We start from the raw sequence: 23,493 nt of genomic DNA, 5'->3' as shown, positions 1-23,493 counted from the left end.
CTTTGGCGCGCCATGACGCCAGCACTTAAAAAGGAGCGTGCATGACGGCTGCACCTGACCCATCGCTTCATGCCCCGGTTGAGCGGGAGAAGTCGCGCAAGCTTGGTGCGTTGCGCGCGCTCGTCCCGTTTCTTCAGCCCTATACCGGACTGGTGATCGCGGCCGCGCTGGCCTTGGTGATCACGGCTGGGGTTTCGCTGGCGCTGCCGTTGGCGGTGCGCCGCGTGGTGGACAATTTTGGCACCCAAGAAGCGGCGCTGCTGGATCAGTATTTCATGGCGGCCCTTGGCATCGCAGGTCTGTTGGCGCTGGGCACGGCGTTGCGCTATGCGCTGGTGACGCGGCTGGGGGAACGGGTGGTTGCCGATATCCGCAAGGCCGTCTTTGACCGTGTCATCGGCATGAGCCCTGCGTTCTATGAAAAGATCCTTACCGGTGAGGTCCTCAGCCGCATCACCACCGATACCACGCTGATCCAATCCGTGATCGGCTCCAGCATTTCGATTGCTTTGCGCAATGCGCTGATTTTTCTGGGGGGGTTGGCGCTTATGCTGCTGACCTCGCCAAAGCTATCCATGATGGTGTTACTGATTGTGCCGGCTGTCCTGATCCCCATCCTGACGTTGGGGCGGCGCATGCGGGTTCTCAGCAAGGAAACTCAGGATTGGATTGCCGCCTCTTCTGGGAACGCCTCCGAAAGCCTGACCGCGGTTCAGACGGTGCAGGCCTTTACCCATGAGACGGCCAGCCGCGCGTCGTTTTCTGAGGTGACAGAGCTGTCTTATGTCGCGGCCAAACGCCGGATCACGGTGCGGGCGTTTTTGACCACAATTGTGATCTTCCTGACCTTCTCGGGCATCGTGGGGGTGCTTTGGATTGGGGCGCGGGATGTGCGGGCTGATGCCATGACGCCGGGTGCCTTGGTGCAGTTCGTGATCTATGCGGTCATGGTTGCGGGTGCTGTCGCGGCCCTGTCTGAAATCTGGAGCGAGCTGCAGCGCGCGGCAGGGGCGACGGAGCGATTGGTTGAACTGCTCCAAGCTGATGATACCGTAACCGATCCGCAGAACGCCAAGGCGCTGCCCGCAAAGGTTACGGGGCATATTGAATTCGAAGGGGTGCAGTTTGCCTATCCGGCCCGGCCCGAAACGGCGGCGCTAAACGGGGTCGATCTGACCATTCAACCGGGCGAAACCGTCGCATTTGTTGGGCCGTCCGGGGCGGGCAAGACCACTATTTTCCAGTTATTGCTGCGTTTTTATGACCCATCTTCTGGGCGTATCACCCTGGATGGTGTGGATTTGCGAGACATGGACCGCGCTGCGTTTCGCCAGTCCATCGCATTGGTCTCCCAGGACCCTGTGATTTTTGCCACAAGTGCGGCTGAGAACATCCGCTTTGGCCGTCCTGAGGCAACGGATGAAGACGTGAGGGCCGCGGCCCAAGCGGCGGCGGCACATGATTTCATCAGTGCGTTGCCGGACGGCTATGACAGCTATCTTGGCGAACGGGGCGTGATGCTATCGGGCGGGCAAAAGCAGCGTATCGCAATCGCGCGGGCGATTTTGCGGAACGCGCCGGTGTTGCTGCTGGATGAGGCGACAAGCGCGCTTGACGCAGAAAGCGAACGCGCGGTGCAGATGGCTGTGGACCAGTTGAGCGAAGACCGCACAACGCTGATCGTGGCGCACCGGCTAGCGACAGTGAAAAAGGCCGACCGCATTATCGTGTTGGAGGATGGTGCTGTGGTTTCTGTTGGCACGCATGATGAACTGGTGGCGCGGGACGGTCTTTATGCCCGTTTGGCACGGCTGCAGTTCACCGATGGCTTGGCAGCCGAATAATTCCCCTTTTTCATCGTTCCGAAGACCCGCATAGTGCGTGGACGGTTTTTAATACGGGAGCACCGAAATGGGTTTGTGGAATTTTATGAAGGGCGCTGGCAAGAAGATCTTCGGCGGTGATGACGACGCTGAAGTATCGGGTGCCGCCCTGAAGGACGAGTTGAAAGATCTGGGGCTGGAAGCCGATGGGTTGGACATCCAGGTTGAGGGCGACCAGGTGAAAGTCAGCGGCACCGCTGTCAGCCAAGAGATGAAAGAAAAGGTGATCCTGGCCGTTGGTAACGTCGAAGGCGTGGCCACCGTTGAGGACAATATCGACGGGGGCGAGGGCGAGCCGACGTTCCACACCGTTGAAAAGGGCGACACGCTTTGGGCCGTGGCTGAAAAGGCGCTGGGCAATGGGGCCCGCTATACTGAGATCTTTGAGGCCAACCGCCCCATGCTCAGCGACCCTGACAAGATCTATCCTGGTCAGGTGCTGCGGATCCCCGCCGCCTAAGGCCTGAGGGCCAAAAGCTGTCTAAGTTAATTGACAGGGCATTTGTCTGATCTGGACAAATGCCCTTTCTTTTTTTGGAAAACGGCCATTCGGTGAAGTTTACGTAGCGCAAGCGCTTGCACTGTTGGGTGTTTCCTCCCATCTTTTTTACCAAACTTAATGCCCGTCAGAGGCAAAATTGGGAGGAATGACCATGGCGCGTCAATACGCCGGGATGGAAGACCGTAATGCGATCGAGGCGGAAAAGCCCTGGGAGGATCGCAATGTGCCCGTCACGCTTTTCGGGCAACTCACCGAGACCAAAAACAAGTTCCCCAACCACAACGCCATCAGTTTCCAGCTGCTGTCGGGTCCGACCGACAAGAAAGAGACGATGACCTGGGAAGGCTTGCACGGCAAGGTTTCGCAAGCGGCCAATCTTTTTCGTTCGCTGGGGATCGGCCCGAATGACGTTGTGGCCTATGTTTTGCCCAACTGTAATGAAACGGTTCTGACCCTTCTGGGCGGCGCGGTTGCAGGGATTGCAAACCCCATCAACCCGCTGTTGGAGCCTGAACAGATCGGCTCCATTCTGCGCGAAACCGGTGCCAAGGTTGTTGTAACCTTGCGGCCCTTCCCGAAAACGGACGTGGCTGAGAAAACGGCCGCTGCGGTCAAGCTTGCGCCCAACGTCAAGACAGTGCTTGAGGTCGACCTGAACCGCTACCTCACCCCACTCAAATCGTGGATCGTGCCGCTGATCCGCCCCAAAATGACCGTCACCAATGACGCCAAATACCTCAACTTTAACACCGAGCTGAACAAGCAATCCAAAACGCTCAGCTTTGAGGATGTACAGGAAGACCGCGTGGCCTTCTATTTCCACACAGGTGGGACAACGGGCATGCCGAAGGTGGCCCAGCACCAATATTCAGGTGCCATCTATAATGGCTGGCTGGGGGCAACAACGCTTCTGACCGAAGACGATGTGATGCTGGCACCGCTGCCGCTTTTCCATGTGATGGCCTGTCAGGTGATGTTGATGGGGGCGGTGGCCTCGGGTGCGCATCTGGTCTTCCCAACGCCCCAGGGCTACCGGGGTGAGGGCGTATTCGACAACCTGTGGAAACTGGTGGAGCGCTATAAGGTCACTTTCGTCGTCTCCGTGCCAACGGCACTCGCGGCCTCCATGCAGGTGCCGGTCAACGCTGATATCTCATCTGTGAAGGTGGCGTTCTCAGGCTCTGCGCCGTTGCCGTTGGAATTGTTCAAACGGTTTGAGGAAACCACCAAAATGACCATCGTCGAAGGGTACGGCATGACAGAGGCCACCTGCCTTGTCTCCGGCAATCCGGTTGATGGTGAGAAAAAGGTGGGCTCCATCGGTATCCCGTTCCCCTATACCGACATCAAGATCATTCATAACGGCGAAGAATGCGGCGTTGATGAAGTGGGCGAGATCTGCGTTTCAAACCCCGGCGTATATGTGGGCAACACCTATACTGAGGCGGAAAAGAACGCAGACCTCTATCATGATAACAAATACCTGCGGACAGGCGATTTGGGCCGCGTGGACGAAGATGGCTATCTTTGGATCACGGGCCGCTCCAAAGACCTGATCATCCGCGGGGGCCACAACATTGACCCGGCTGAGATTGAAGAGGCGTTGCTAGGCCACCCGGCTGTCGCTTTTGCAGGGGCCATCGGTCAACCCGATGCGCATGCGGGCGAATTGCCCTGCGCCTTTGTTGAGCTGGTCGATGGCGGATCAACGACGCCTGAAGAACTGCTCGATTTCTGCAAGGAAAACGTGACAGAACGGGCTGCGCATCCAAAACACATCACGATTATGGGGGAATTGCCCAAGACCGCGGTGGGCAAGATCTTCAAACCTGACTTGCGCAAAGATGCCATCGTGCGGATCTATGATGAGGCCTTGGAAAAGGCCGGCTCAGCGGCCCGCGTGGCCAATGTCATCGACGACAAGAAGCGCGGGTTGGTGGCGCAGGTTGCCATGAACGGCGCTGACGATGGCGAGGTTGACGGCGCCCTTGGCGGCTTTACGCGGCCGTGGGAAAAAGCCGCGTGAGCGAAACGGACTACCAGCGTCTGATCGACGCTGAGATGTGGGCCTATATCCGGCGGCTGGATCAAAGCTACCCGCCGGATGCGACGGGGATGTCAGTGGCCGACCACCGCGCGGCCTATGACAGGATGTGCGCCGATTTTCGTGCCCCCCGACCCCCGCGGGTAACCGTGCAAGACGGCACTTATGGCGGTGTCGCCTGTCGCACCTATCAAGCGGGTGATAGCGGGGTAACCGTGGTCTATTACCATGGCGGCGGTTTTGTTCTGGGCGGCTTGGACAGCCATGATGATGTCTGCGCCGAAATTTGTGACCGCAGCGGATATACGGTCATCTCAGTGGACTATGGCCTGGCCCCTGAAACCGTCTTTCCCGGTTGTTTTGACGATGCCTGGCGCGCCTTTGCGGCCATCGCGGCGGGCCATCCCGGAGAGATTATTCTCAGCGGCGACAGCGCGGGCGGCAATCTGGCCGCAGCGGTCGCCCACCATGCACGCGGCAAAATGCAGGACAGGGTGATTGGCCAGGTTCTGATCTATCCCGGCCTTGGGGGGGACCGGACCAAAGGGTCATATGTCACCCACGCCAATGCCCCGCACCTGACGTTGGCGGATTTGCAGATGTATGAAACCGTCCGCACAGGGGGCAGCCCGCCGCCCAAGGATGATCCCAGATATGCCCCACTGGCGGATCAGGATTTTAGCGGATTGCCACCGACGGTGACGGTGACCGCCCAGTGTGATCCGCTGGCCAGCGATGGTGAGGCCTACCGCGATGCCATTCAGGCGGCTGGCGGGCAGGCCGTTTGGATCGACGTGCCAGGCATGGTCCATGCCTGTCTGCGGGCGCGGAACATGTCGTCCAAGGCCGCAGGCTTTTTTGATGAGGTCGTTGGCGCGATTAGTGCGCTCGGGCGGCGGGAGTGGCCGTACGCCTAACCGGTGCCGCCACGCAGGTGGGGCGCTGGGTAGAGCAGGGGCCGTTTATGTCAGGAACGTCCCTGCCTTCATCGTCTCAGCCACCGGTGCGCCTAAGCGCTCTAGGATCGTTGGGGCAAGCTGAAGCTGATCAATAACGGCATCCTCGCGCGGACCTTCTGCCGGACCAAAGTAGTAAAGCGCCGTTTCTTGTTGCAAGGCACCGCGCCCGCCGTGGTGGCCACGCTCATCCTGGCCATGATCCGCCGTCACGATCACTTCGTACCCCGCTGCGCGCCATTTCGGAATGAAGGGGGCCAGCATTTCGTCCATCACGAAACAGGCATGATCCATCTCCTGACAGTCATGGAAAAACCGGTGCCCCATGCTGTCCAACGTGCAGGTGTGCAGCATGCCATAGTTCAGGCCAAAGCGCAGGCACAGGTTGGTGAGCGAGGCAAAGAGATCCACATCTGACGGGGTCATCTGATTGTCGCGCCCATAGCCTGTCATCGTATGGAAGCGGCCGTGGTTGATGGTGCTGCTGTCAGGTTCATCATATTCCACGTCGCGGACGTAGTCGAAGGGCGAGCGGTTGAAAAACTCAGACCAAAAGGAATGCGCAACCCCACCGGTGATGCCTCCTGCACGCCGCACCTGGGAAAAGACATCCTGGTGGCCCAGCCGGAACACATTGCCATTGCCGGTACAGCCATGCTCAGCCGGGGCAACGCCCGTGTGGATCGAGGCATAGCAAGAGGCAGAAATGGACGGCAGCACCGCGCGCAGTTTCCAGACGCGGGCGTCACCGGCATCAACCCAGCCTTCAAGGTTGCCAAAAAGCCTGCGGAAGTTGCGGTAGGGGACCCCGTCCAGAATGATCAGCAGAAGTTTCTTGTCCATTTTGGCCTCCGATACGCTGATCAAGTACTGACGTGCCGCACCCCGACGCGCAAGTCAGAAGACGCTGTGATCGCCACGTTCAACCTGTGCCTCGCCCCTGGCCAGACTGCGAAAAAAGGCGGGCAGTGTTTCTGTGCCAAACTCTGGCGTTGCCTCCGCATCATAGCGCTGGGCGGTCGCGTCCCAGACCAGCATGGATTCCGTGGCATAGTAATGCCCAATGCGGGCCAGCGATGCTTTTTCCGCCAAGCGGGGGATGACCCGCCCAGCGGCCCCCAGCCCTGCAGCAATCCCGCTGAGCAAGCGGGGCGTCACAGAGCGAAAGCGCGGCTCAATCCCCAGCGCATCAAACAACGCCAGGCCAATGTCATGCGCGCTCAGCGCGGGGCCAGGCCCTCCGATCGGCAGGATACGGTTGTGCAAAGCAGGATCCGTGATGCAGTGGCAGATGAACCGGCCAAGATCCATGTCACTGATGGGCTTGCAAGAGGTGAGCGTGCCGTCCCCAAAGACCAAGAATGGCTTGCCCGCGCGCAGCCGGTCCAGCTGTCCTGATAGGGATTTGAAAAACGCCGTGGGGCGGACAATGGAATAGGTCAGCCCCGAGCGGGCCAGTTCATCTTCAAAGGTCAGCTTCGCCTGCTGGAAGGCCAGCTTGGGTTTTTGCACGCAGATGGCCGACAACAAAACGAACTGCTGCACGCCCGCGCTTTGCGCCGCGCTGAGCAGGTGTTGGTTCATCCCGTGATCAACGCGCCAGGCGTCAGCGGGCAACCCGCTGCGTGACGCGAGGCAAGAGATCACCGTGTCCACCCCGCTCTGGGCCAAGTGTTTGGCAAGACCCGCCCGGTCGGACAGGTCCACCGTTTGGTGGGCGATGCCGGGCACCTGCGGATCCCGCCGCCCGAATGAAACAGCATGCAGTCCGGCATCAACCAGCGCCCGCGCGGTGCCCTGACCTGCGGTGCCCGTGGCACCGAACACTGCAATTTTGCGCGTCGATCCTGTCATACGCTGACCCTACCGCTCTTCTGCGGCGTCTCAAGCCGGAAACGCTCGCATAAACGTGAGACGGACGTGAAAGATCGTGACTGTGGGCATTGGCCTCGTGCGACTAGTGTCTGGCAAAACACAAAGGTGGACCCATGGCAAAAGCTTCTAAAACCAATGCCCGCAAAAGGCGCCAAGCAGAGGCGGCCAAGACAGCGCCTGTCGAAGGTTTGTCGCGGCGCAAGATGATCCGCGGTGCAGGGTTTGGCGCGCTGGCGCTGATCGCCGGAGGCGGGGGCGGATATGCCGGTGTGGGCATGTACCGCCAATACATGCGCGAACATGATCTTGCACAGATCGGACAGGGTAAGCCAACGGTGGTGCAAGTGCATGATCCGCAATGTCCGACCTGCACCGCCTTGCAGCGCCAAACCCGACGCGCGATGAAGCAATTTGGTGAATGTGATCTTTTGTACCTTGTCGCTGACATCACCCAGCCCGAAGGTCAGTTTTTTGCCCGGCGGCACAATGTACCGCATGTCACCTTGGTGCTTTTGGATGGGGCAGGGCAGGTGGTTCAGGTCCTTTCAGGGATGCGTCAACGCGCTGAACTGGAACCGATCCTTATGGCGCATTTCAAGGCGCATGGGCAAATGGGGTGAAGGAGGCGATTTGCCCAGTTTAACCCGTTCGAAAAAACGCGGCACGTGTTTTCACACGCGCCGCCTTGCTTTGATAAAGGATGCAATACGCCTAAGGTCCTAACCCTAGTTCCCCGCGCTTTCCATCTTGCGATTGGCCAGAACCTCTTCCAGCCAGCCCAGCTTCATCTCTGGAACCGAGCTTAGCAACAGATCGGTGTAATCATCAAACGGCGGGGCAAGCACTTGGCTTTTGGGCCCATAGCGCACGACCTCACCTTGATACATCACAGCGATGCTATCGGCGATGGCCTTTACCGTCGCCAGATCGTGGGTGATGAAAAGGTATGAGACATCTTCGGCCTTTTGCAGCTTCAACAGCAGCTTCAGAATGCCGTCCGCCACCAGCGGATCCAGTGCTGATGTAACCTCATCACAGATGATTAGCTTGGGCTTTGCCGCCAATGCGCGTGCAATACAGACACGCTGTTTTTGGCCGCCAGACAGCTCCGCAGGATAGCGATCCTGAAAGCCATCGCCCAGTTCGATCTCATCCAGCAGTTCCTGAATGCGCGTCTGTTTAGCTTTGCCCTTCAGACCAAAGTAGAACTCCAGCGGCCTGCCGATGATGGTGCCCACGGTTTGGCGTGGGTTCATCGCGGTGTCAGCCATCTGATAGATCATCTGCAATTCGCGCAGATCTTCGATCCCGCGTGAGGGTTGATCAGGCGTCAGCGTGCGTCCGTCAAAGATGGTCTGACCAGCGCTGGGCGGCAACAGCCCGGTGATCACCCGCGCAAGGGTGGATTTGCCCGAACCGGACTCGCCCACAACCGCCAAGGTCTGGCCGGGATGCAGCTCCACGTTGACATTCTTGAGCACGTCAAAGTTGGTGCCGCGATACCGGGCCGTGATGTTTTCAACCCGCAGCAGCGGATTGTCGGTGGGGATCTTTTCCTCATGCGTGATGGAGCGCACAGAGACCAACGCCTGGGTGTATTCCTCTTGTGGGTTGTTGATGATCTGATCGGTCTCACCGTATTCGACCATCTCCCCCATCCGAAGCACCATGATGTGGTCCGAGACTTGCGCCACAACCGCCAGGTCGTGTGTGATATAAAGCGCGGCCACACCGGTGTCTCTGATCGCCTCTTTGATGGCGGCCAGAACGTCGATCTGGGTTGTCACATCCAGCGCCGTTGTCGGTTCATCAAACACCACCAGATCGGGTTCAGGACAAAGTGCCAGCGCGGTCATACAACGCTGCAGCTGACCTCCTGACACCTGATGCGGATAACGTTTCCCGATGTTTTCAGGATCCGGCAGGCCCAGTTTGCGGAAGAGGGCAATCGCGCGCTCCTCCGCATCCTTTTTTGAGAATTTGCCCTGCAGGATCGCCGCTTCGGTCACCTGTTCCATGATCTTTTTGGCCGGGTTGAACGAGGCTGCCGCGGATTGTGACACATATGTGACCTCACCACCGCGCAGTTTGCGCACGTCGCTTATCCCGGATTTGAGGATGTCGCGTCCATTGACGTGCACCTCACCTCCGGTGATTTCAACGCCGCCCCGGCCGTAGGCCATAGAGGCCAGGCCGATGGTGGATTTGCCCGCACCGGATTCCCCGATCAGACCCAGCACTTTGCCGGGGGCCAGATCAAAATCGACACCGTGCACAATTTCGATGTCTTTGGGTTTTTCTCCAGGCGGGTAAACCGTGGCCCCGATTTTGAGACCGCGCACTTTGAGCATTGGTTCAGACATCAGCCACGTCCCCCTTTCAATGAGGTGGTGCGTGCCAGCACCCAATCCGCCACCAGGTTCACCGAAATGGCGAGGATGGCGATGGTCATCGCAGGATAGAGGGCTGCACCAATACCGTAGGTCAGGCCTTCGGCATTTTCACGCACAATGCCGCCCAGATCCGCCTGAGGCGGCTGGATGCCCAAGCCCAGGAAGGACAGGGTCGAGATGAAGAGGATCATAAAGATGAACCGCAGACCCATCTCAGCCACCAGCGGTGACAGGGCGTTCGGCAGGATTTCCCGGAAGATGATCCAGCCGTACTTTTCACCGCGCAGCTTTGCGGCCTCCACATATTCCATCACGGTGATGTCCACCGCAACGGCGCGCGCCAGACGGTAGACGCGTGTGGAATCCAGAAAGCCCATGACCAGGATCAGCACTGTTATGGTGATCGGCGTGATGGACAGGATGACCAAAGCAAAGATCAGCGACGGGATCGACATGATCAGGTCCACAAACCGCGACAAAGCCTGATCGACCCAACCACCCAGAACGGCCGCGAGAAAGCCCAGGATGGCCCCCGTGGTAAAGCTGAGGATTGTGGCCAAGGTGCCAATCCAGATTGTGGTGCGCAGCCCATAGATGATCCGGCTTAGCAGGTCGCGGCCAATGCCATCGGTGCCAAGCAGAAACTCAGATGTGGCCGGTTCCCAGAACCCGTTTGAGACAACCTCGTCATAGCCATAAGGCGCGATCAGTGGCGCAAAGATGGCGATGAGGAAAAACAGCCCCGTAAAGAACAGGCCCAACAGGGCGGCAAAGGGGATACGAATATTCATGGTCATACCCTCACTTCGGATGCCGCAAACGCGGGTTGGTTAGGATGGACACAACATCTGCAATCAGGTTCAGCCCGATGTAGATGGCCGCAAAGATGATGCCGCATGCCTGCACCACCGGCAGGTCGCGTTTGCTGACGTGGTCCACAAGGTATTGGCCCATGCCGGGATAGACGAACACCACTTCAACCACGACAACACCAACCACGAGGTACGCGAGGTTCAGCATCACAACGTTCACCACCGGAGAGATGGCATTGGGAAAGGCGTGTTTGCTGATCACTGAGAATGTCGACATCCCCTTTAGCTCAGCCGTTTCAATATAGGCCGATTGCATCACGTTCAGGATCGCCGCCCGGGTCATGCGCATCATATGCGCCAAGACCACAAGGGTCAGCACGATCACGGGAAGTGCTATGGCCTCCAGCCGGTCAAAGAACGGCGCGTCAGGGCGGTAGCTGATCGCGGTGGGCACGAACCAGCCAAGCTTTACCCCGAAAATGAACATCAAGATGTAGCCAATCACAAATTCTGGCATTGAAATTGTGGTCAGCGTGCTGGCTGAGATCACTTTGTCCGGCCAGCGTTCTTGGTAACGCACCGCCAGCAGGCCCAGGAAAATCGCCAGGGGTACGGCAATCACAGCCGCACAAACGGCCAGAAAGAGGGTGTTAGAAAGCCTACGGCCAATCGCTTCGTTGATGGATTGCCCAGAGGTCAGAGCCGTGCCCAGATCACCTGTCACGATGCCGCCAAGCCAATTCAGGTAGCGTGTCACCGGTGGATCATTTACACCCAACTCTTCGCGCAGGTTGGCGAGGGCTTCAGGTGTTGCAGATTGGCCAAGGATTTGCTGAGCGACATCGCCGGGCAGGATAGACGTGCCCACAAAAATAACGATGGAGATCAGCAACAAGAGTAGGAGGCCCAGCGAAATACGCTGGGCCAACAGTTTTGTTAAAGGTCCCACAGATCAGGCTTTCACCCACATCCGCAGCGGCGCGTAGGAGTTCATCAGCGCAAAGCCTGCTGTGCCTTCCACCCAACCGTCGACACGGTCGCCGTGAGCGTCGATGAAGTCATTGAACATCGGGCAGATCAGGCCGCCTTCGTCGCGCAGCATGGTGCCCATTTCTGCATACATCGCTGTCCGCTTGGCACCGTCCAGCTCGCCCCGCGCTTGCACCAGCAGCTCATCAAAGCGTGGCTTGTTAAAGCGGGTGTCGTTCCAGTCCGCCGTCGACAGATAGGCGGTTGAGAACATCTGGTCCTGCGTTGGGCGACCGCCCCAGTAGGATGTGCAGAAGGGCTGCACATTCCAGACCTCAGACCAATAGCCATCGTTTGGCTCGCGCTTGATCTCCAGTTCAATGCCTGCACCGGCCAGCGACTGCTGGAACAGGGCTGCGGCATCTGGTGCCCCTGGGAAGGAGTTGTCAGAGGTGCGCAGCAGGATCGGACCAGAGTGGCCGGATTTCTCAAAGTGGAACTTGGCTTTGTCTGGGTCATATTCGCGCTGCTCAAACTCCGTGTAGAACGGATAAGCAGAGCTGATCGGCGTGTCGTTACCCACTGAGCCATAGCCAAAGAGGATCTTGTCGACCATTTCCTGGCGGTTGATGCCGTACTTGAGCGCCATCCGCAGGTCATTGTTGTCAAAGGGCGCTGTGTTCGTGTGCATGATGAACACGTAATGGCCTGGACCCGCAGCACTTTGAACGGTCACGCCGGGCGCGCGGCTGACAAGGCCAGCTGTGCGTGGTGGTACGCGGTCGATGATGTCGACCTGACCGGACTGCAGTGCTGCAACACGGGCTGTGTTGTCGTTGATCACGATGATCTCGATGGTCTCGGCGTTGCCCAGATCACCCCAGTAGTCGTCGCGCTTGCCGCAGACAAAACGCACGCCCATGTCTACTTCTTCCAGCGTGTAAGGGCCGGTGCCGATGGCAGCGGTTGGGTCGTCCTTGCCGCCGTTTGGCTGGATCAGCAGGTGATAGTCGGACATGAAGTAGGGCAAGTCAGCGTTGGCTGTTTTCAGCCCGATGACCAGCGTGTCACCTTCGGTGCTCAGCGTGTCGATATCGCGTAGCAGGCCCAGAGCACCGGATTTGGTGTCCTCGCCAGAGTGGCGTTCGATGGTGGCACGTGCATCCTCAGCCGTCACAGGCTGACCGTTGGAAAAGGTGATGCCCGAGCGGATCTTAAAGCGCCACGTCTTGGCGTCAGCAGAGCCTTCAAAGCTTTCGGCGACTTTGCCTTGCAGGCCGCCATCGTCGGTCAGCTCAACCAGTGGCTCGCCCCACATGCGGCCCACCAGCAGTGGCACCTGGTTGGCGGCTGTTGCGGGATCAAGGCTGTCGGTGGTCGCACCGCCCTGAACACCAATCTTGATCGTGCCGCCCTTCTGAGGGCCCGCCGCACGGGATGCGGTGGCCAGCATGGAATTGGCTGCAACTGCTGTCACACCCAAGGCCGCAGCACGGCCTACAAAATCACGACGTGTCATCAAACCTTTGACAACACGACCGCTCAAATATTTGAGTTCATCGTTCATTTAGGATCTCCCCTTGGATTCGCGCTTGTGCGCTTTTTGTTGGTTTGGCCTTGAGGTTTGCGCATTTCACACTAGCCCGCAAGGTTAATTCCCCACGGTTATGTAACGATCGCATTACAGATGGTCGCGCGGAATGCTTTCTTCGTCATCGCGGGCATAGACCAAACTGTCGTCCTCATAGGCTTCTATGCGCGCTTTGAGATGGAAGTGCGTGGCGTCACTAAGCATGTTGCAGAAGGTCTCAACGCGCAGGCGAATGTCGTCGCGTTCAAGCTCATTGGTCCAATGACACTCCCCCTTGGCGCTTAAGGGGTCGTCCGGGTGAATCTCCCAATGCTCCCGCGCGACCTGGCCTGAGATCAGGCCGTGTGCGGTGTCTTTGACCTTTCCAAAGTCGTCCTCGATGATCAGATGCACCATGCCGCTGACCATATCCGTCTCTTGCAGGCGCACGTGGTTTGCCGGGCGCAGTTCTTCGGTCTCCCATGGTTCGGCAGAGGTGGGGGCGTCAAAGACATGCTCATCTGCATCACCACTGGGTCTGAGCGGCAGGGCCACTGTGCCTTCGCTCAGAACGAGTGTGGTTTTTTCGGGGGATGGCCACAGCAGCGGCCAATAGGCGTCCGAGATGGACAGCCGCAGGCGGTGGCCTGCCGGCACGCGGTAGGCAATGTGATCAAGCGACAGCGTGACCTGATCCGCCATCCCCGGCACCATCGGCATGGGGGCGGCAGGATCTTCGCGGTGCGATAGGTTCAAAACGCCATAGGTGATCCGCGTAGATGCACCATCGGGGTGAATGTGGTTCAGCCTGACAGCGATCTGCCCTTGGGGTTTGTCGCTTTTCAGTGTGAGGGTCACTTTGGGTGCCCCCACGATGTCCATGTCGTTTGGCAAGGGCGCGCTGTCAAAGACGGTGGACAGAGCATCGTCCTTGCGCTGATCGCCCGGCATTTCAGGGCCCAGCCAGATCGCGCAATATTCGCCCGCATCCGCCCCACAATGCGCAGGCGATGACACCAATGCCTCAAGGGTGCCGGGGGCATCGGCCAGGCCCGCGTCGGTCAGATGCATCTGATGCGCCTGCAAGTGTGAGGTCGCTCCCTCAGCCTCTGCAATCCAGCGGCCGGGACGTTCCAGATACCAGCTTGCAGGACGCACACCATCCATCAGGTAGGCGCGGTAGTCCGGGTCTTGCTCTACCTGTCGGTCCTCGCCTTTTAACCAGTGATCCCACCAGCGCAGCGCCTCTTGCAGAAATCCTATGCGCGGCTCAGGTGCGGCGAAGTGCGGGTATTTATGCACCCATGGCCCCACGATGCCCTTGGCGCCCGGCAGAGCCTCAACCAATTGGGGGACGGCGTTTTTATAGGCATCGCCCCAACCGCCGATGGCCAGTACCTTGGCCTTGATGGCGCTGTAGTCTTCGCAGACAGATCCATGCTGCCAATAGGCGTCGCGCCGTTGATGTTTTAACCAAACCGCAGGCAGGAAGGGTTCGTTCTCCAGCCGGTCCATCCACAACTCACGCCAGTTTTCGCGCAGGGCCGGATCAGGGGCGCGCGATGAATAGGACCACATTGTTGCGCCCCAGCCCAAGTTTTCGTTCAGCAGACAGCCACCCTTGTAATGGATGTCATCGGCAAAACGGTCCACGGTTGAGCAGAGGGTGATGACCGCTTTCAGCGGATCCGGTGCCATGGCCGCAACTTGCAGGCCGTTAAAGCCGCCCCAGGAAATTCCCATCATGCCGACGTTGCCATTGCACCACGGCTGTGCGCTGAGCTGGGCGATGACTTCTACCGCGTCGTCCAACTCCTGTTGGGTGTATTCATCAGCCATCAACCCTTCGCTGTCGCCGTTGCCGCGCATGTCCACGCGCACGCAGGCATAGCCGCGTGCCGCAAACCACGGGTGGGTCAACGCATCGCGGGCGCAGGTGCCATCGCGTTTGCGGTAGGGCAGATATTCCAGGATGACGGGAACGGGGTCGGCGTCCGCATCCAGGGGGCGCCAGACCCGCGCAGACAGACGGCAACCGTCTGAAAGCATAATCCCAAAATCGGCTTCGTCAGAAATTTCGCGGAGGGTGTTTTGAACTGTTGTCATGACCCGAAGGCTTGGATGCTGGAAATTTATTGTCAACTGTTGCTTCGGTGCCATTTTTCCCCCTCACCCACAGAAACACGTTAAAAATGAGTCAACTAGCGGGAAAAAGATCCTCGAAAACACAGACTTGCGGTTGCACGCGACAGTGGAAATGCAATTCTGCTCAAAAAAGATTCTGGCCAGAATGAAAAATTAAGGCTAAGCCATAACCAATTAGAAAACCTGCACGATCTTTCTGAATAGGTCGGCAATACAAAATGAAGGTGCGCTTGAACGGGCCTTCGAGGTAGAGTGGTGGTGTTATGAAGGCGATTGATTTCGTCGTCCGCGATAGTGCGGGCGGATTGCAGCGTGGAACTGTGGCAAGCGATGCCCAGACCCATGTCATCCAGGCCGGTGCAGGCCAAGAGATATCTCTGAACCTTAGGCAGATCGACATGCAGTCGCAGACGCGCGACGGCAATGATTTGGTCATCACGCTGACCGATGGCCGGCAGATTACCATCGACAACTACTTTAACGGATCAGGCGCGCCGAACCGGCTGTTCGTTTCGGCTGACGGCTATCTGAATGAGGTGGCCTTTGTTGATACAGGCGCAGGTGAGCTTTATGCCCAGTACGGTCCAACGGAGCAGTGGGGCAAATGGAGCCCGTCCGATGATCTGATTTTCCTCGGTCGCACCGAACTGGTTGCGGCAGGCTATGCCGATGAAGAGGTTTCCATGCTGGCGGCACCGCTTCTGGGCGGTCTGGTCGGCGGCAGCGGTGCAGCGGCAGCGGCGGTTGTCGGCGGTGCGGCGGTTCTGGGTGCCTCAGGCGGCGATGGCGACACCACAACGGGCGGCGACAACAGCGGCGATACCGGTGGCGGCGATCCACGCGGCGGCGATACAGATCGCGATCTGACACAGCAGCCCTACGTAGATGACCCAGACAGCAGCACCAACATCGGCGGCGACGATTCCGCCCCGCATACAGCGACCATTTCCGGTGGCGGTGAACCTGGCGACCGGGTGATCATCAAGCTGGGCGATCAAGAGATCGAAACAAACATCGGTGATGACGGCACATTCAAAGTGACCTTTGAGGGCGAGAACTTCCCGCCTGATGGCACCTATGAAGCGATCTGTATCTGCTACACCGGCGAAGGCGAAGTGACGCTGGACGGCCCTGGCTTTGTCATCGACACCACGCCGCCGCTGATCGAAGTGGCAACGGGCACTGAATCTGTTGATGATTTCTTTAACGCGGTCAGCTTTGCAGGTGGTGTGACCATCACCGGCACAGGTGAGGCGGGTGCCTCGGTGCTTGTGACCATCTCAGGCAAAGAGCAGATCACAACCATCGCAGAAAATGGCACATGGTCAGTGACCTATCCGGCGGGCAGCCTGGAGGGTGGCGAATACACCACCGGCATCACGATTGTGGCCTCTGACGCCTTCGGTAACACAACCACGGTCAGCGATAATGTGGTCATCGACACCGTGTCAGAAGTGACCATCGCAACCGACAGCGTTGAAACCGATGGGATCGTAAACGAGGTTGAACGTGAAGATGGCGTGACCCTCACGGGGACCGCGCAGGCGAACTCCAACGTGGTTGTGACCTTCGGCGGCGGCTCATTTGAGACGACATCAGATGCCGATGGCAACTGGTCTGTGAACGTGCCGATGGCAAATGTGCCGCTTGGTGAAACGCAGGCCGAAGTGACCGCAACCGCGACAGATGCCAGCGGCAACGTCAGCAGTGCCACAGGCATGGTCGACATCGATACCCTGGTGCGTGACTTTGCCTTTACCGGCAGCACGGGCGGCGACGACGGCGTGATCAACGCCGAAGAAGCTGAGCAAGTGCTTGTTATGACAGGCACAACTGAGCCTGGATCAACGGTTGAGGTGTCTTTGGGCGGTGTGACCCACAGCGCCACAGTGGCTGCCAACGGCAACTGGACGGTTACCTTCGCCAGCAGCGAAATTCCCACAGGTCAGCAAACCGCCGTCATGACAGCGGTCGCCACGGACATCGCTGGGAACGTTTCAACCATCACCCGTGATGTTGAGATTGACCGCGATGCTGGCATTCTGACCATCAGCTCCAACCCAGTTGAGCAAGACGACGTTGTGAATGAGGCCGAAGCCAGCGACGGCGTGATGATCACGGGCACCTCGAACCCCAATGCAGTTGTCAGCGTGACAATGGGCGGGTTCTCCAAATCCGTGAACGCCGATGCCGCGGGCAATTGGCAGGCGAACTTCCTCAACTCAGAGGTCGCACCTGGCGTTTATACTGCACAGATCACCGCCAAAACGGTCGATCCGGCAGGCAATGAGCTGAACGCCTCTGACAGCGTTGAGGTCGACACCCGTGTCGATAACCTTGATGTGCGCGCCGATATTGTTGAGGGCGACGGCACCGTGAATGGGGCTGAGCGTACCGATGGCGGCGGCGTACAGATCACCGGCACAACTGAGGCGGGCTCAACATCCGTGGTGGTTACCCTCAACGGGGTTGCGGTCAACGCGATCGTTTCCGCAAACGGGTCCTGGTCTGCGAACTTCCTGCCCAATCAGGTCAGCGAAGGCACCTACACCGCGTCCCTCTCCGTGCAGGCAACGGATCGGGCTGGCAACACCAAGACAATCTCTGATGTTGTAAACATCGACACCGAAGTACAACCGCTTGATATGCAAGCGGGCGTGGGTGGTCGTGACAACACCGTTAGTGTCGAAGAGGCCGCCGCAGGCATTGACCTTGATGGTCAGGTTGAACCCGGCTCTACCGTGGTCGTCAACTTTGACGGCACAAACCACACCGCAACGGTCGACGCGCAGGGCAATTGGAGCGTCAATATCCCGGCGTCCGCCATCCGTGTGGGCACCTATGATGCGGCCATCACCGTGCGCGCGACAGACGCAGTTGGTAACGTGGACACCATCAGCGATACGCTGGCGATTGACACCGAAGCTCCCGAAGGGCCGGTGATTGCTTCTTATACCCGTCAGGGTGACGGCATCCGGGGCATCTCCACCGAGGTTTCTGATGATACATTGGATGTATATCAGGTCCGCGAAGATGGCTCTGTGCAGGGCGTGAGTGCAGACACCAGCGATTTCCGCGGTGAGACACACTTCTCCTTCCACTCCAACGTACCTGATGGATCGCACCTGGTGGTGACCGCCTCAGACAGCGCGGGCAACTCCTCTGGCACCTATCTTGTGCTGGACGACGAGGTTGCGAGCTCTAACGTGGCGCTCAGCAACAGCCAGCTTGGCAACTACAACATCGAAACCGTCGATCTGACCTTCGCAGAAGAAGCCAGCCTGACGGTAGACGAAGCGGCGCTGTTGGCATTGTCCAGCAACACCAATGAGTTGCAGGTGATTGGTGGGTCGGACGACAGCCTGACAATCCGCGGCGCGCAGCGCACCGGGTCGGATGGACGTGGCAACGACATCTACACGCTGGGCAGCGAAGGGACGATCATCGTTGATGACGACATCAACGTAACGACCTGAACGAATTAACAGAGGCGCGGGCGGCAAATGACCCGCGCCCTTACCAAAATGTACCGCGATAGGCAGGTCATGGGGCAAGGTGTAATCAGGGCAGTCGGAGTCTGTGCAATCGCATGTACTTTGACAGGGTGTCTGTCAGACGCAGGGGGCGGACCTGGCGACTTTGTCGCTATGCTCAAGGCGCCGGATAACACATCCACACCCAAACTCAGTCATTCAGAAAAGGTGAACGCGGACAGCGCGATCATTCAGGGGCTGATGTCCCGCCGATCGGTCTTGCCGTCTGGCAGCACCTTTGAGCAGGTCGCGACCTCCGTTCTGGCTGCCAATTCGCGGGCGGCTGAATCTGAATTACGCTCTGCCCGGTTGCGCGCGGAAGCGGCCAGCAAGAACTGGCTGCCCCGCATCGGCCCCCAGGTCAGCCTTTCCTCTCTTGGATCGCTGGTGGCCAATCTTGTTGTGGATCAGGTCCTGTTCGATCACGGCCGTCTAAAAGGCGAGCGTGAGTTTGCCGTGGCAGATGTAGAAGTGGCCGCCGTGAACCTGGCCCGCGATACAAATGACCGCGTGGCGACAGCGCTTGAACTGTACATCAACGCAGCTGAGGCCCGTGAGAAAGCGGCGTTGTCGCAACGCTCACTCGATGACATGGGGCATTTCGAATACATCATGGCCGAACGGGTGAAGGGCGGCGTATCGGATCGGTCCGACCTGAACGTCCTGCGCCAAAAGCTGGCCGAGATCAGAGCAGACCGTACTGCAAATGTTGAACGCGCCCAGACCTCCATTGCGGAGCTGAACGCGATGTCAGTCTCCCCGCTTTCTGATTTGCGCGGTGTGCCGGGATTTAGCGTTAAGGCATCCGCCGCACAGCCCCTCGAAGTGGTCTTGGCAGAGGCAGAGAAAACCCGTTCCATCGCCCAGGCCAAAGTTGAACGTGCAGGGCAGCTGCCGGGTCTTTCGGCTGGGGCCACCATCGGTGAGAACGGCGATGTGGGGCTGCGCGCCGGATCAGACACGTTGATCGGTTTTGGCACAGGTGCCAGCCTAAAGGCGATTGAAGCGGCAAAAGAGGCCGCAGGCCGCCGCGTGGCGCAGGCCGATGAAGATGCCAACCGCGCGCTGCGCAAGCTGGAAGGGCAAATCGCCGCCAAATCTCGCCAGGCGGGCGAAGCGGCTGATCTGACACGGCAGGCAAAGGCCAACCTAGATTTGTTTCAGGCCCAATATGATGCCGGTCAGCGGCAAGTGATTGATGTGGTGAGTGTGTACGAAACCTTTACGCGGCAACAGCACGCCGAAGTCACCTTGAAATACGAAGCCATCGCCTTGCAGGTTGAGATGGCACGCCTTCTGGGTGTTTTGGCCGAGGGGCAAGAGATTTGACCCAGAAACGCGCGTTTACTCTGACCATCACCAACGGCAATCAGGGCCGTATGGCTGCGGCGAATGCCGTGGAAACCCCGACAGAGGCCAAAGAAGACCGCTTTGCCGCCCGGATGCGGGCACGGGCGCATTTGGCCTCGACCTATGCAGGGTTGCTGGGGGTTGAGGCGGTTCAACAAGACCTCTTTGAGGCCATCGGGGGGGCGACCCGTGAGGGGGCCGCTGAAGAAGACGAAGCCGCCGCTATCGCCCACGGTCTGCGCGCGCTTGGGCTTTTGTCCCAGGTGGCGCATGTGCGCGATCCTAGTGCTGAGTTCTGGCCCGCGCTGGCCTATATGACATCTGGTCAGGTGCTGTTGGTTCTGGGCCAATCGCGCGGAGATCTGATCATCTTTGACACCACATGCCCCGACAACCGGGCGCATGTGCCCGTCACTGATTTCAAACCCTTCTTTGCAGGTCTTCTGGTGCGGGCTGAGGCACCGCTGGCCAAAGTCGCCGAGACCCACAAAACCGAAAGCCAGGCCCCGCATTGGTTCTGGGGGCAATTCGGACGTTTCCGGCGGCAGATGGCTGAGGTGGCATTGGGCTCTTTTGTGGCCAACTTGCTGGCCGTTGCTGTCGCGCTCTTTTCTTTGCAGGTCTACGACCGGGTCATTCCCCATCAATCTGAGGCCACGCTTTGGGTGTTGGCCGCCGGTGCTGGGCTGGCGCTTTTGATGGAGGCCTTTATCAAAGTGGCCCGTGCACGTCTGATGGACGGGGCAGGGCGCCAGATTGAGGTCAGCGTTCTGCAAATCCTGATGAACCGCATTTTGGGCATGCGCTCTGACAACAAGGCACAAGCGCCCAACCAGGTGTTCTCATCCATGCGCGAATTCGGCTCTGTGCGCGAATTCTTCACCGCATCCACCATCGGCACCATCGCCGACATCCCGTTTATTTTCGTGTTCCTTTTCCTCGTGGCCAGCATCGCAGGCAATGTTGTCTGGGTGCTGGTTCTGGGGGGATCCTGATGGTGATCCCGGGCTTTCTTCTGCAAAAGAAGATGATCCGCCTGACGGAGGAAACCCAAGGCGCATCCGCCAAAGCATCGCGGCTGCTGCATGAGACGATTTTTGAGCTCGATACGCTCAAGACGCAGCGTGGCGAAGACCGTGTGATGCGTCTGTGGCATGAGCTGAACACGCTCCAGGCGATGAAATCATCCGAGCAGCGCAAGCTGGCCTCCACCCTCACCTTCTGGTCGCAGGGGGTGCAGCAGGGCACCTATGTCGCCGCCGTGATCACCGGCACCTATCTTGTGTTTGCAGGTCAGTTCACCGTGGGATCCATCATTGCCGTGGGCATTCTGACGGGTCGCACCCTGGCCCCGCTCACCCAGCTTGCCGGCACAATGGCGCGTTGGGGCAATGTGAAATCAGCCCTCGACGGGCTTGAGGCGATTGCGGGCGTGGATCAAGACGCCGAAGAGGGGCGCAGCTATCTGCGCCGCGAAGAGCTTAAGGGCCATTATGAGCTGCGCGATGTGACCTTCCGCTACGAAGAAGACGGCGCGCCCACTTTGGACATCTCAGGCCTTGCCATTCTGCCCGGTCAGAAAATTGCCGTGCTGGGGGCAAACGGGTCGGGCAAGTCCTCTCTTTTGAAACTGCTCTCTGGCCTCTATGCGCCTGAAACCGGGCGCGTGTTGATCGACGGCACGGAAATGAGCCAGATTGAACCGCGCGATCTGCGTCGCCTTGTTGGCTATCTTGGCCAGGATGTGCGCCTGTTTGCAGGCACGCTGCGCGATAACCTAAACCTGACGATGTTGGAACGGGACGACGCGCGTCTGCATGCCGCCCTGGATTTCGCAGGGCTTGGTCCATTTGTGCAGGAACACCACAAAGGTCTGGATCTTGAGATCAAGGACAATGGTGCGGGCCTGTCCATTGGCCAACGCCAGTCCATCGGATGGGCGCGTCTGTGGCTGCAAGACCCCAAAGTATGCTTATTGGATGAACCCACCGCCGCGCTGGATCAAACGCTTGAGGCGACCTTGGTCAGCCGTCTTGAAACCTGGATGGCGGGCCGTACCGCCATCATCGCGACCCACCGCGCGCCAATCCTTGCGCTGACCGACCGGACGTTGGTGTTGCAAGGGGGGCGCATGACCATCGACGGGCCAAAAGACAAGGTGCTGAGCCACATCGCCAGCCGGAAAGGGCAGGCGGCATGACAATGATGACAACGCCTCAGTTCGACGCCCAGTTGGGCCGGCAATTGCAGGGCCCTTCGGCTGTGATCTGGTTGTCCGCTGCGGCGGTGATTGTGTTTTTGCTCTGGGCAGCTTTTGCCTGGGTCGACGAAATTGTGCGCGCCGAAGGGTCAATGATTTCCTCGTCGCGTCCGCAAATCATTCAAAACCTCGAAGGTGGCATTCTTGCGCAGCTGGAAGTGGCCGAAGGCGATATCGTAAACCGGGGCGACGTGTTGGCGCGCTTGCACGGGACGCAGTTCCAATCGTCGGTTGATGACCTGCGCGATCAAATCTCTGCTTTCGAAATTCGCCGCCTGCGGCTTGAGGCGGAACTGGCCGGGCAGTTCGACTTTGCCGTGCCCAACGAATGGGCCGCACGTACCCCTGCAATCGTGGAATCCGAACGCGCCCTGCTGATGGCGCGCCAGTCTGACTTTGTCTCACGCTCTGACGGGGCCAAGCGGGTGCTGATCGAAGCGGAGCGCGAGCGGGATCTGATGAACGATCTGTTGGAGCGCAACATCGTCTCCCTGATCGAAGCGACGCGCGCGCGCAAAGCCTATGCAGATGCGCAGATCCGCTATGATGAGATCACGACGCAGTCCGAATTGGACCGTGCGCAGGAATACTCTGATGTCCTCAAAGAGCTGGCAACACTGCGCCAAAACCTCAAAGCCTCTACCGATCAGCTGAACCGCACTGTCCTGACCTCTCCGATGCGGGGCATTGTGAACAACCTAAGCGTCACCACCATTGGCGGCGTTGTACGTCCAGGCGAAGAGATTTTGCAGATCATCCCGCTGGATGAAGAGCTTTTTGTTGAGGCGCGGGTAAAACCTGAGGACATCGCAGGTGTGCGTCCGGGCCAAGAGGCGACGGTTAAGCTGTCGGCCTATGACTATACCATCTATGGCTCGCTCAAGGGTAAGGTGACGCTGATTTCTGCGGATACGTTCAAAGATGACCGCGCGCGTGATCCAGACGGCGATCCGCATTACAAGGTGACACTTCAGGTGGATACAGAGAACCTGACCGCACGGCAGGCGTCTTTGCAGATCCGGCCGGGGATGCAGGCGTCAGTTGAATTGCACACGGGCGAAAAGACGGTGCTGCAGTATCTGCTCAAGCCGCTTTATAAGTCCAAAGAAGCCTTCCGCGAGCCGTAAGGGATTTCGCCTGGGTGGCAAGAGTTCTTAAGATCTCAGCCAGATTGAGCGGGCTGAGATTATGGCTTTGGACG

15 protein-coding genes and 1 pseudogene are annotated in these 23,493 nt (G+C 58.8%); 9 read left to right on the top strand and 7 right to left on the bottom strand.

Annotated elements, in window-relative coordinates; genetic code table 11:
- The first annotated feature begins 41 nt into the window (after nucleotides 1–41).
- The 4 genes from ACZ1HM_RS14915 (at nucleotide 42) to ACZ1HM_RS14900 (ending at nucleotide 5,346) form a co-directional block, all read left to right on the top strand.
- Entirely contained in the window at nucleotides 42–1,844 is a 1,803-nt protein-coding gene (locus tag ACZ1HM_RS14915; RefSeq protein ID WP_472743466.1) for an ABC transporter transmembrane domain-containing protein, read from the top strand.
- Nucleotides 1,845–1,911: 67 nt separating this feature from the next.
- Nucleotides 1,912–2,343 carry a peptidoglycan-binding protein LysM gene (gene lysM, locus ACZ1HM_RS14910; protein ID WP_472743465.1) on the top strand — a complete coding sequence of 144 codons (432 nt, stop codon included), beginning with the start codon at nucleotides 1,912–1,914 and terminating at the stop codon, nucleotides 2,341–2,343.
- Between the two features lie 193 nt (nucleotides 2,344–2,536).
- Nucleotides 2,537–4,411: an acyl-CoA synthetase gene (locus ACZ1HM_RS14905; RefSeq protein WP_472743464.1), complete on the top strand. Its 1,875-nt coding sequence runs from the start codon at nucleotides 2,537–2,539 to the stop codon at nucleotides 4,409–4,411.
- Nucleotides 4,408–5,346 (top strand): alpha/beta hydrolase, encoded by a 939-nt coding sequence (locus ACZ1HM_RS14900; protein ID WP_472743463.1) that lies wholly within the window; start codon nucleotides 4,408–4,410, stop codon nucleotides 5,344–5,346. The genes ACZ1HM_RS14905 and ACZ1HM_RS14900 overlap by 4 nt, the downstream gene beginning before the upstream one ends.
- A 45-nt stretch (nucleotides 5,347–5,391) precedes the next feature.
- Here ACZ1HM_RS14900 and ACZ1HM_RS14895 read toward each other — a convergent pair whose 3' ends face one another.
- Nucleotides 5,392–6,228, bottom strand: a complete 837-nt coding sequence (locus ACZ1HM_RS14895; RefSeq protein WP_472743462.1) for an alkaline phosphatase family protein — start codon at nucleotides 6,226–6,228, stop codon at nucleotides 5,392–5,394.
- Nucleotides 6,229–6,282: 54 nt separating this feature from the next.
- Nucleotides 6,283–7,239 (bottom strand): NAD(P)H-binding protein, encoded by a 957-nt coding sequence (locus ACZ1HM_RS14890; RefSeq protein ID WP_472743461.1) that lies wholly within the window; start codon nucleotides 7,237–7,239, stop codon nucleotides 6,283–6,285.
- Between the two features lie 134 nt (nucleotides 7,240–7,373).
- Between ACZ1HM_RS14890 and ACZ1HM_RS14885 the strand changes: the two genes are divergently transcribed.
- Nucleotides 7,374–7,880, top strand: a complete 507-nt coding sequence (locus tag ACZ1HM_RS14885) for a hypothetical protein (RefSeq protein ID WP_472743460.1) — start codon at nucleotides 7,374–7,376, stop codon at nucleotides 7,878–7,880.
- Nucleotides 7,881–7,985: 105 nt separating this feature from the next.
- Here the strand turns inward: ACZ1HM_RS14885 and ACZ1HM_RS14880 are convergent, their stop codons facing one another.
- The 5 genes from ACZ1HM_RS14880 to ACZ1HM_RS14860 form a co-directional block, all read right to left on the bottom strand.
- Complete coding sequence (locus tag ACZ1HM_RS14880) at nucleotides 7,986–9,623, bottom strand: ABC transporter ATP-binding protein (RefSeq protein WP_472743459.1); 1,638 nt, start codon at nucleotides 9,621–9,623, stop codon at nucleotides 7,986–7,988.
- Complete coding sequence (locus ACZ1HM_RS14875; protein WP_472743458.1) at nucleotides 9,623–10,444, bottom strand: ABC transporter permease; 822 nt, start codon at nucleotides 10,442–10,444, stop codon at nucleotides 9,623–9,625. The genes ACZ1HM_RS14880 and ACZ1HM_RS14875 overlap by 1 nt, the downstream gene beginning before the upstream one ends.
- A gap of 10 nt (nucleotides 10,445–10,454) precedes the next feature.
- Nucleotides 10,455–11,414: an ABC transporter permease gene (locus ACZ1HM_RS14870; RefSeq protein WP_472743457.1), complete on the bottom strand. Its 960-nt coding sequence runs from the start codon at nucleotides 11,412–11,414 to the stop codon at nucleotides 10,455–10,457.
- 3 nt (nucleotides 11,415–11,417) lie between these two features.
- Complete coding sequence (locus tag ACZ1HM_RS14865; RefSeq protein WP_472743456.1) at nucleotides 11,418–13,001, bottom strand: ABC transporter substrate-binding protein; 1,584 nt, start codon at nucleotides 12,999–13,001, stop codon at nucleotides 11,418–11,420.
- A gap of 114 nt (nucleotides 13,002–13,115) precedes the next feature.
- Nucleotides 13,116–15,110, bottom strand: coding sequence for a CocE/NonD family hydrolase (locus ACZ1HM_RS14860; RefSeq protein ID WP_472743455.1), 1,995 nt, complete (start codon nucleotides 15,108–15,110; stop codon nucleotides 13,116–13,118).
- A 302-nt stretch (nucleotides 15,111–15,412) separates the two neighbouring features.
- On the opposite strand from ACZ1HM_RS14860, the gene ACZ1HM_RS14855 reads away from it, so the two are divergent.
- The 4 genes and pseudogenes from ACZ1HM_RS14855 to ACZ1HM_RS14840 all read left to right on the top strand — a co-directional run bounded on the left by ACZ1HM_RS14855 (nucleotide 15,413) and on the right by ACZ1HM_RS14840 (nucleotide 23,419).
- Nucleotides 15,413–18,625, top strand: coding sequence for an Ig-like domain-containing protein (locus ACZ1HM_RS14855; RefSeq protein ID WP_472743454.1), 3,213 nt, complete (start codon nucleotides 15,413–15,415; stop codon nucleotides 18,623–18,625).
- Nucleotides 18,626–18,850: 225 nt separating this feature from the next.
- A complete protein-coding gene (locus ACZ1HM_RS14850) occupies nucleotides 18,851–20,011 on the top strand; it encodes a TolC family protein (RefSeq protein WP_472743453.1) in 1,161 nt (386 codons plus the stop codon).
- Nucleotides 20,008–22,232 (top strand): annotated as a pseudogene (locus ACZ1HM_RS14845) (ATP-binding cassette domain-containing protein). Before ACZ1HM_RS14850 ends, ACZ1HM_RS14845 begins: the two are co-directional and overlap by 4 nt.
- A complete protein-coding gene (locus ACZ1HM_RS14840) occupies nucleotides 22,229–23,419 on the top strand; it encodes an HlyD family type I secretion periplasmic adaptor subunit (protein WP_472743452.1) in 1,191 nt (396 codons plus the stop codon). The pseudogene ACZ1HM_RS14845 and the gene ACZ1HM_RS14840 overlap by 4 nt, the downstream one beginning before the upstream one ends.
- The last annotated feature ends 74 nt before the right edge of the window (nucleotides 23,420–23,493 follow it).

It is taken from the genome of Sulfitobacter sp. GN1-4 (assembly GCF_055693825.1).
The sequence above is the reverse complement of the archived record's forward strand: the minus strand, read 5'-3'. Positions and strand labels throughout refer to the sequence as shown.